General features: G+C 67.7%; 8 protein-coding genes. 7 read left to right on the forward strand and 1 reads right to left on the reverse strand.

Annotated features, from left to right (window positions below; all coding sequences use genetic code 11):
- The 7 genes from BLV97_RS19840 to BLV97_RS19870 all read left to right on the forward strand — a co-directional run.
- A partial coding sequence (locus BLV97_RS19840) for a heavy metal-binding domain-containing protein (protein WP_176992672.1) occupies positions 1–1,227 on the forward strand: 1,227 nt, incomplete at its 5' end.
- Complete coding sequence (locus BLV97_RS19845; protein WP_035841253.1) at positions 1,224–2,123, forward strand: complex I subunit 1/NuoH family protein; 900 nt, start codon at positions 1,224–1,226, stop codon at positions 2,121–2,123. The genes BLV97_RS19840 and BLV97_RS19845, both read left to right, overlap by 4 nt.
- Positions 2,120–2,644 carry an NADH-quinone oxidoreductase subunit J family protein gene (locus BLV97_RS19850; RefSeq protein ID WP_035841255.1) on the forward strand — a complete coding sequence of 175 codons (525 nt, stop codon included), beginning with the start codon at positions 2,120–2,122 and terminating at the stop codon, positions 2,642–2,644. The genes BLV97_RS19845 and BLV97_RS19850 overlap by 4 nt, the downstream gene beginning before the upstream one ends.
- Entirely contained in the window at positions 2,641–2,952 is a 312-nt protein-coding gene (gene nuoK / locus BLV97_RS19855; protein WP_035841257.1) for an NADH-quinone oxidoreductase subunit NuoK, read from the forward strand. The genes BLV97_RS19850 and nuoK overlap by 4 nt, the downstream gene beginning before the upstream one ends.
- Positions 2,949–4,766, forward strand: a complete 1,818-nt coding sequence (locus BLV97_RS19860) for an NADH-quinone oxidoreductase subunit 5 family protein (protein WP_035841260.1) — start codon at positions 2,949–2,951, stop codon at positions 4,764–4,766. The genes nuoK and BLV97_RS19860 overlap by 4 nt, the downstream gene beginning before the upstream one ends.
- Before the next feature lie 12 nt (positions 4,767–4,778).
- Entirely contained in the window at positions 4,779–6,239 is a 1,461-nt protein-coding gene (locus tag BLV97_RS19865; protein ID WP_035841262.1) for a complex I subunit 4 family protein, read from the forward strand.
- Positions 6,239–7,597: an NADH-quinone oxidoreductase subunit N gene (locus tag BLV97_RS19870; RefSeq protein WP_035841265.1), complete on the forward strand. Its 1,359-nt coding sequence runs from the start codon at positions 6,239–6,241 to the stop codon at positions 7,595–7,597. Before BLV97_RS19865 ends, BLV97_RS19870 begins: the two co-directional genes overlap by 1 nt.
- A gap of 166 nt (positions 7,598–7,763) precedes the next feature.
- Here BLV97_RS19870 and BLV97_RS19875 read toward each other — a convergent pair.
- A partial coding sequence (locus BLV97_RS19875; protein WP_143037594.1) for an SDR family oxidoreductase occupies positions 7,764–8,030 on the reverse strand: 267 nt, incomplete at its 5' end.

Here is an 8,030-nt window from a genome sequence, read left to right on the forward strand (position 1 = left end):
ACCCCCGTCTACACCTGTCCGATGCACCCCGAGGTGACCTCTGACAGCCCCGGAAGCTGCCCCAAGTGCGGCATGGATCTGGTGCCGCAGGACAAGGAAGGCGCGCAATCCGGCCAAGCGGGGCACAGCGGGCACAGTGGCCATGAAGGGCACGGCGGCCATGAAGGGCACGGCGGCCACGAAGGGCATGACGACGCGCAGGACATCCCCGGGATCGAGTCTCATTTCATGTCGATGGTCGAACTGACCGAGGGCAAGCCAGCAAGCCCCGACGGGCTGATCATGGAGTGGATAGAGGCGCCTTTCGGCCCGTTCTTTCCGGGGCTGCCCGGCGGGCTGGGGCTGGTCCTCATGCTTGATGGCGACAGTGTGGCCCAGGCCCGGCTCCATGGCACCAAACCGATACCCCTCCCCTCTGGCTGCCCGGTCGCCGAGCTGCCGGAGCGGCTGGCGGCGATCTTTCCGCTGACACCTGTTGCGATGCGCGCGCTGGCCCATCGCGCCATTGCCGCCGTCGGGGGGGGCACCGCCGCGCCCGACGCCGCCGCCCTGGAACGCGAACGGATCGCAAGTCATCTCAACTGGCTGGCCGGTTTCGCGCGGCAGATGGGCCTGGTTCGGCTGGAACGCCAGGGCGCGGCCCTTCAGCGGGTGCTTGTCGGCGCCGCCGCGGCGGATATCGCGGCCGCCGCACCCGGGCTACGCAGATATCTGGACCGGGTTCGGCGTACGCCGCTGCTGCGTTTGAAGCTGGAGGGCCTAGGCGGGCTGACCGGCGCCAAGGGCGGCCCGGTGGCGCGCGCCGCGGGCACCGCCGCAGATGCCCGCGCCAAGGATCAGGCCTATGACGGGCTCGATTTCACGCCGATCGCGGGCGGGGACGGCGACGCGCTGGCGCGCCTGATGCAGCGCGTCGCCGAAATCAGGCAGAGTCTGGATCTGATCGCCCGCGCCGGCACGATTGCGGCGTCCACCCCGCCCCCGTCCACGCCCCCGTCCACGCCACCGCCCCGCGCGGGCCACGGCGTGGCCACGGTCGAGACCGCGCGCGGCCCGGCGACCCTGCATCTGACACTGTCCGATGGCGCCGTCGAAAGCGCGCATCTGACCACTCCCTTCGAGGATCTCGCATCGCTGGCCACCGATATGGTCCGGCAAATGGAATTGGCAGACGCGCTGATCTCGATCGGCGCGCTGGACCTGGATCCAAGGCGGCTGGCGGCATGAGCATTCTCGCGATCCTTCTGGGGCTTGCCTTCGGCGGATGGCTGATGGCCGCGCTGGAAGGCTGGGCGGTGCATGGCCGCTTCAGCCTCGTGCGGCCGCTGGCCTCGGCGCTGGCGTTGCTGGGCCGCGAGGGGGTGGTGACGCGCAAATCCGATCGGCTGTTTTTCGAGGCCGCACCGATCCTTCTGCTGGTGGCCGGGCTTCTGGCGGCGGCGGTGATCCCGCTGGCGCCCGGCCTGATCGTGGCCGACCTTGCGACCGGCGCACTCTTCCTAAACGCGGCTCTGGCCTATGTGCTGGTGGCGCTGATCATGGCCGGGTGGGGACCGGACGGGGCCTATGCGATGATCGGCGGCTGGCGCTTCCTTGGCCAGTTCATCGGCTATTCGATGCTGATCGTCATGCCGATCACGGCGGTGGCAATGCGGGCCCAATCGCTTTCGACCACGCAGATCGTCACCTCTCAGGCGGCGCTGTGGAACGTGGCCTACCAGCCCCTTGGCTTCGCCCTTTTCGTCGTCGCCGCCATGGCCCTGGCCTGGCTTCCGCCCTTCGATCTGCCGTCGGGCGCGGGCGATCTGGCCGGCGGGATCGAGGCCGAATACACCGGGCCGCGGCTCGCGGTGCTGCGCTTGGCGCGCATGGTGGTGGTGCTGACGCTGGCCGGCGCTGTCAGCACCTTCTACCTCGGCGGGTGGCTGGGGCCGTGGCTGCCCGGCTGGGCCTGGAGCGGGGCAAAGACGCTGGCGGTGGCGGCGTTGATGCTGACGCTGGGCCGGCACATCCCCCGCATCCGCGAGGCGCGGTTCCTGGAATTGTGCTGGAAGGCTGGCGTGCCGCTGGCGCTGGTGAACATCTTCCTTGTGGGCGTGATCGCCCTGGTGGTGCCGATATGAGCGTAAGCATCGGACAATCCCTGTTTCTGATCTTCTTCGGCGCCGCGGCGGTGTGGTTCGGCGTGGTGGTCTTCCGGACACATTCCATGGTGCGGTCCGCCATTGCGCTCCTGTTCTCGCAAACCGCTGTCGGCGCGATGTTCCTGGTCATGCAGGCAGAATTCCTGGGCGTCCTCCAGATCATGATGATGGCCAGCGAGATGAGCGTCATGGCGATCTTCATGGTCATGTTCATGATGGACCCGGGCGGCCTGGGCGCGATGGACATGACCCATCAGAAACGCCTTTCGTTGTGGGCCGGCGGCATCGGGTTGACCTTTGCGTTGGCGGTGATCTGGCTGACCGGCTGGGGGCCTGCGGCGCAGGCCGCGCCCGCGGCCGCCGAACAGACAGCCGCGTTGGGGCGCGAGCTTCTGGGCCGGTCGATGTTCGTCTTCGAATCCGCCGGGTTGACCATCCTGACCGCGATGGTGGCGGCCACGATGGTCGCCATCGCACCCACAGAGGAGCACGGACGATGAGTATCGAGCTTGCCATCGCCCTCAGTGTCGGCGCGGGGCTTTTCGGCGTGGGGCTTTACGGCGCGCTCAGCCAGACCAACCTGGTGATGATCTTGATGGGGGTCGAACTGATCCTTGCAGCCGCGCTGGTGAACCTCGTGGCGTTCTGGCGCTACCTCCACCCCGACGTGATGGCGGGCCAGATGTTCGTGCTGATCGTGATGACGGTCATGGCGGTGGAGATGGCCGTGGGCTTCGGCATCGCCATTGTCCGGTTCCGCTCCCGGGGCTCTGTCGAGATGGAAGAAGCGCGGGAGCTGAAGGGATGATCTGGCTGGCGCTCACCCTGCTCGCGCCGCTCGGCGCGGGGCTTGCGGCCCTTGCGGTCAGGCGTGCGCCACAGGCCTTCGCGCTTGTCGGGGCGGCACTGGGGCTTGTCGGCGCGCTGGGGCTTTTCGCCGGCGCGGCCGCCGGTACGGAAATCTCCGTCAGCCTGCCCTTTCTGCCGAGCTTTCCCGTGTTGCTGATGGCGGACCGCTTGACCGCGACGCTGGCGCTGCTGGTGGCGGCGGTCGCGGCGGCGGTCCTGACCTATGCGATCGGCTACATGGCCCGCGATCCCGGGCGCGCGCGCTTTTTCGGCACCCTGCTGATGTTCGTCGCCGCGATGGAGCTTCTGGTGCTGTCAGGCGACTGGATCACGCTTCTGGCGGCGTGGGAGATGATCGGCTTCGCCTCCTACCTGCTGATCGGCTTCTGGCACCAGCGCCCGGGCGTGGCGGGCGCGGCGACGCGGGCGTTCCTGTACACCCGTTCGGCCGATCTGGGGCTGTACCTCGCGGCCTTCGTGCTGATCGGCACTGCCGGAACCTCCCGGATCGCGCCGACGCTTGCGACCACCGGCACACCGGCACTGATCGCCGGACTTCTTTTGCTTGTCGCGGCGATGGGAAAATCCGCGCAGGTGCCGTTGCAGGACTGGCTGATGCGGGCCATGGCCGGGCCAACGCCGGTTTCGGCTCTTCTGCATTCGGCGACGCTGGTAGCGGCCGGGGCGATCCTTCTCATCCGCGCGGCGCCGATGTTGCCGGCCGGCGCGCTGTTGATGGTGGGGATCGTCGGCGGAATCACGACGGTCGTAGCCGGGATGATCGCGCTGGCAGAGCGCGATTTGAAGCGTCTCCTGGCGGCCTCGACCGCCAGCCAATACGGGTTGATGCTGGTGGCCGTGGGCGCCGGCGCGCCGGTGGTGGCGCTCTTGCACCTGATCGCACATGCGGCGATCAAATCGTCGCTGTTTCTCGGAGCCGGCATCTTCCAGCACGATCGGGACGGCACCGGGCTGGAGGCCCTCGCCGGTGCCGGTCGGGCGCGGCCGGGCATTTTTGCGGGCTTTGCCGTCGCGGCGCTGGCGCTGGCGGGGCTGCCGCCGATGGCTGCCTATTTTTCCAAGGACGCGATCCTGGCGGCGGCGCTTGCAAGCCCCGCCGCGCCATGGTTGCTGCCGATGGCGCTCGGCGGCTCGGTCCTGTCGGGGGCCTATATGGGCCGGGCGCTGCAGATTCTATGGTCGGGCACCAGGAGCGAGACACGCGCGCCGGTGCCCTTCATGGCCGCTGGCATGGGGGCGCTGGTCGTGTTGGCGGTCACGCTGGGTGCCGGCTTCGGCCCGCTAGAAGCGATGCTGGGCGCCGGCGCGGATGCCAAGCCCTGGATCGTGCCGGCGATGGGGCTTGGCGTGGGCCTGGGCGGGCTTCTCCTGGGCTGGAGCATCGCGCCCGCGCGCCTGCTTGGGCCGCTTCTTGCCCCGGCGCGCAACGGCTTTGCGGTGCTTGGCGGCATGGACGGCCTTGTCGTGCGTCCCGCGCTGGCGCTGGCCGCGCTGTGCGAGCGGTTCGAACAAGGGCTGTTCGCGGCGGTTCTGGCCATCGGGCGCGCGGGACTGGCTGCGGGCAGCGGCGTGCGCCGCACCGACCGCGAAACCATCGACGGGATGATCTTCGGGCTGGTGGAATACACCATCGATCTTGGTGGTCGCGTACGGCGATTGCAAAGCGGGTTCATCCACCGCGACCTGGCGCTGACGGCGGCCGGGATTGCCCTTCTCATCGGCGTCCTGCTGGCTGCCCCGTTTTACCCCTGAAGGATCTGACGCATGCCGCTTCTGACCATCGCCACCTTCCTGCCGGTCCTTGCCGGGCTCGTGCTCATGGTGCTGCGGGATCGCTCGGCGCGGGTGGCCCATGGCGTGTCCATCGCGGCGACCGGCGCGACCTTCCTTCTGACGCTGGCGATCTGGGCGCGCGGTATCGCCCCGGGCGGTTTCGCGCAGGTCGAGCAGATCACCTGGATCCCCGCGATTGGCGCGGCGTATCGGCTGGGGGTGGACGGGCTGAGCCTGCCGCTGGTGCTGATGACCGCCTTGCTGTTCCTGCTTTGCGCGATCTATTCGGCGCGGATCAAGGAACAGGCGGCGACCTATGTGGTGTTGATGCTGATGCTGGAAACCGCCTCGCTCGGCACATTCCTGGCACTTGACGGGCTGCTCTTTTACGTTTTCTTCGAGGTCTCGCTGGTCGGCATGTATTTCATGATCGCCGGCTGGGGGCATGAGGAACGCCAACGCGCGGCGCTGATGTTCTTTCTTTACACGCTTCTGGGCTCGCTGCCCTTGCTGCTGGCGATCATCGGCTTCTACCTCGGCACGGGAACCTTCGACATGCGCGCCTGGATCGGGGCGCCACCGCTTTCGGGCCTTGCGGCGATGCTGGCGCTGATCGCCATGCTCTTCACCTTCGCGGTCAAGACCCCGGCGTTTCCGCTGCACACATGGCTGCCGGCGGCGCATGTGCAGGCACCCACGGCGGGCAGCGTGATCCTGGCGGGCGTGATGCTGAAATTCGGCACCTACGGGTTGATCCGCTTCGCCTATCAGATGACGCCCGAGGCCCTCGCGCAGGCGGGTCAGGTGGTGCTTGCCTTCGGGGTCGTCTCGGCAATCTATGGCGCCTTCGCGGCGCTGGCGCAGAACGATCTGAAAAAGATGATCGCCTATACCTCGGTCAATCACATGGGATATGTGGTGATCGGCGTCGCCGTGGCGGCACTGGCCGCCGATCCGCGCATCAAGGTGATCGCGCTTGACGGGGCAACGCTGCAAATGATCAGCCACGGACTTGTCACTGCCGCGCTGTTCTTTCTTGTCGGCATGTTGCAAGACCGGGCCCATAGCCGGGAGATGGCCGATTTCGGCGGGCTTCTGGGCCGGGTTCCGTGGCTCGGCTGGGCCTTCATTCTTTCGGCCTTTGCCTCGCTGGGGCTGCCGGGGCTGGCGCATTTCCCAGCCGAGTTCCAGATTTTCCTTGCCACCCTCGACACCAGGCCCTGGGGGGTGATCGCGCTTGTGGGCATCGTGGTGACGGCGGGGCTTTACCTGCGCGCAATCGCCACGGTGTTCCTGGGAGAGGCGCAGGACAGATGGGCGAAGATGCCCGATCTGGACCTGCGCGAGCGGCTTGTGGTCGGACCGCTTCTGGCGCTGACGGTGCTGGTCGGGGTCGCGCCGGGCTGGCTGATCGGGATGATCCACGCGACAATGACGGGCCTTGTGCGCTGATGGGCCGCGACCTGTCCTTCCTGCTGCCCGAAATCGTGGTCGCCGTCACCGCGATGCTGATGATCGTCGCCGAGATGGGGCGCGCGGCACGGCTGGTGCTGGCGATCGGGCTGGCGGGCCTCGCGGTGGCGACCTTGCTGACGCTGCCGGTGCTTCATGCGGGCACGACTGTCTTTTCCGGCACCTACCGGATCGACACGATCTCGGGCTGGGCCAAGCTGATCCTGCTGCCGGGCACCGCCGCCGCCTTGCTGATGGCGCGCGCCGAGATCGCCGGACGCGCGCGCGAAGGCAGCCTCTACGCGCTGGTCGTGCTGGTGACGCTGGGTGCGCTGATGCTTTCGGGCGCGGGCGACGTGATGGTGGTGGTGCTGGGCGTGGTGCTGACGGGGCTTGGGTCCTTCGCGCTGGTGGCCTTCCTGCGCGACGACGCAGGCACCGAGGCGGCGATGAAATACCTCGTCTTCGGCGCGGTGACCGGGGCGGTGATGATCTATGGGCTGAGCTTCTGGTTCGGTGGCAGCGGCTCAACCCTGCTGTCCGACCTCGGCCGCCTTCGCGGGCAGCCGCTTGTCCTGGTCACCGGGCTTGCCGGGCTGATCGTCGGGCTTGGCTACAAGGCGGCCTTCGTGCCGTTTCATTTCTGGGCGCCCGACGCCTATCAGGGCGCGCCGGTCTCGATCGCCGCGTATCTTTCGGTCATCACCAAGACTGCGGCCTTCTTCGCCCTGGCCCAGGCGCTGCGCGACCTGCCGCGCGAGGCCGGCTGGCCCTTTGCCCTGGCGGTGATATCGGCGGCGACGATGACCTGGGGCTATTTGGCGGCCCTGGTGCAGACCAATCTAGTGCGGCTGCTGGCCTATTCTTCGGTGGCGCAATCGGGTTACCTCCTGATGGGCGTGGTGGCCCTCGGGGCCAGCCCTGCGGCCGTGCCGGGGATCGTGGTGTTCGCAGCCGCCTATGTCGCGATGAACCTTGGCGCTTTCGCGGTGGTGATGGTTGTCGGACGCGAGTTGCGCGATCTTGACGGACTGGGCCGCACCCACCCGGTGCTGGCGATAGCGCTGGTGGTATTTTTGCTGTCTCTGACCGGGATCCCGCCGCTCTTCGGTTTCGTCGGCAAGCTCTATCTGTTCACCGCCGCCATCAATGCGGGCTTTTTGTGGCTGGCGGTGATCGGCATTCTCAACTCGGTCCTGTCGCTTGCGGTCTATTTGCGTCTTGTCGTGCCGATGGGCCGCGAGCCGGCAGGGGCATTGGCAGCAATGTCGGCACCCTTCCTGCTACGCGGCGTCATCGCAGCGGCGTTGATGGCTACTTTGGGGCTCGGCATCCTGGCAGCTCTTCTGCCGGGGTGAAGGCCAGCGCGTGACTTTTGGGGCGTCCTCGCGCCACTTGGCAAAGGCAAAGTAGTCAATACCGACATGGCCAGGAAATGCGGCGCATGGCGCAGGTGCGACCGCGTCGAGATCTTCCTTGCGGTGAAGTTGTCATGTTTTCTGGGGCGTGCGGTTCCGGTCGCCGTCAGACGGCGCGCGTCAGCCCACCGTCGACCCGCAGGTTCTGGCCGGTCATGTAGCCGCCCCCCTCGGACGCAAGCCATGCGATCAGCGAGGAAACCTCCCCCGCATGGCCATATCGCCCCAACGGGATGCGCGCCTTGCGGTCCTCGGTCTCGGGCAGGCTGTCGATGAAACCGGGCAGGACGTTGTTCATCCGGATATTCTGCGCGGCGTATTTGTCGGCATAAAGCTTGGCGAAGGCGGCAAGGCCCGCGCGAAACACGCCCGA

It is taken from the genome of Allgaiera indica (assembly GCF_900106675.1).
GTDB lineage: Bacteria > Pseudomonadota > Alphaproteobacteria > Rhodobacterales > Rhodobacteraceae > Acidimangrovimonas > Acidimangrovimonas indica.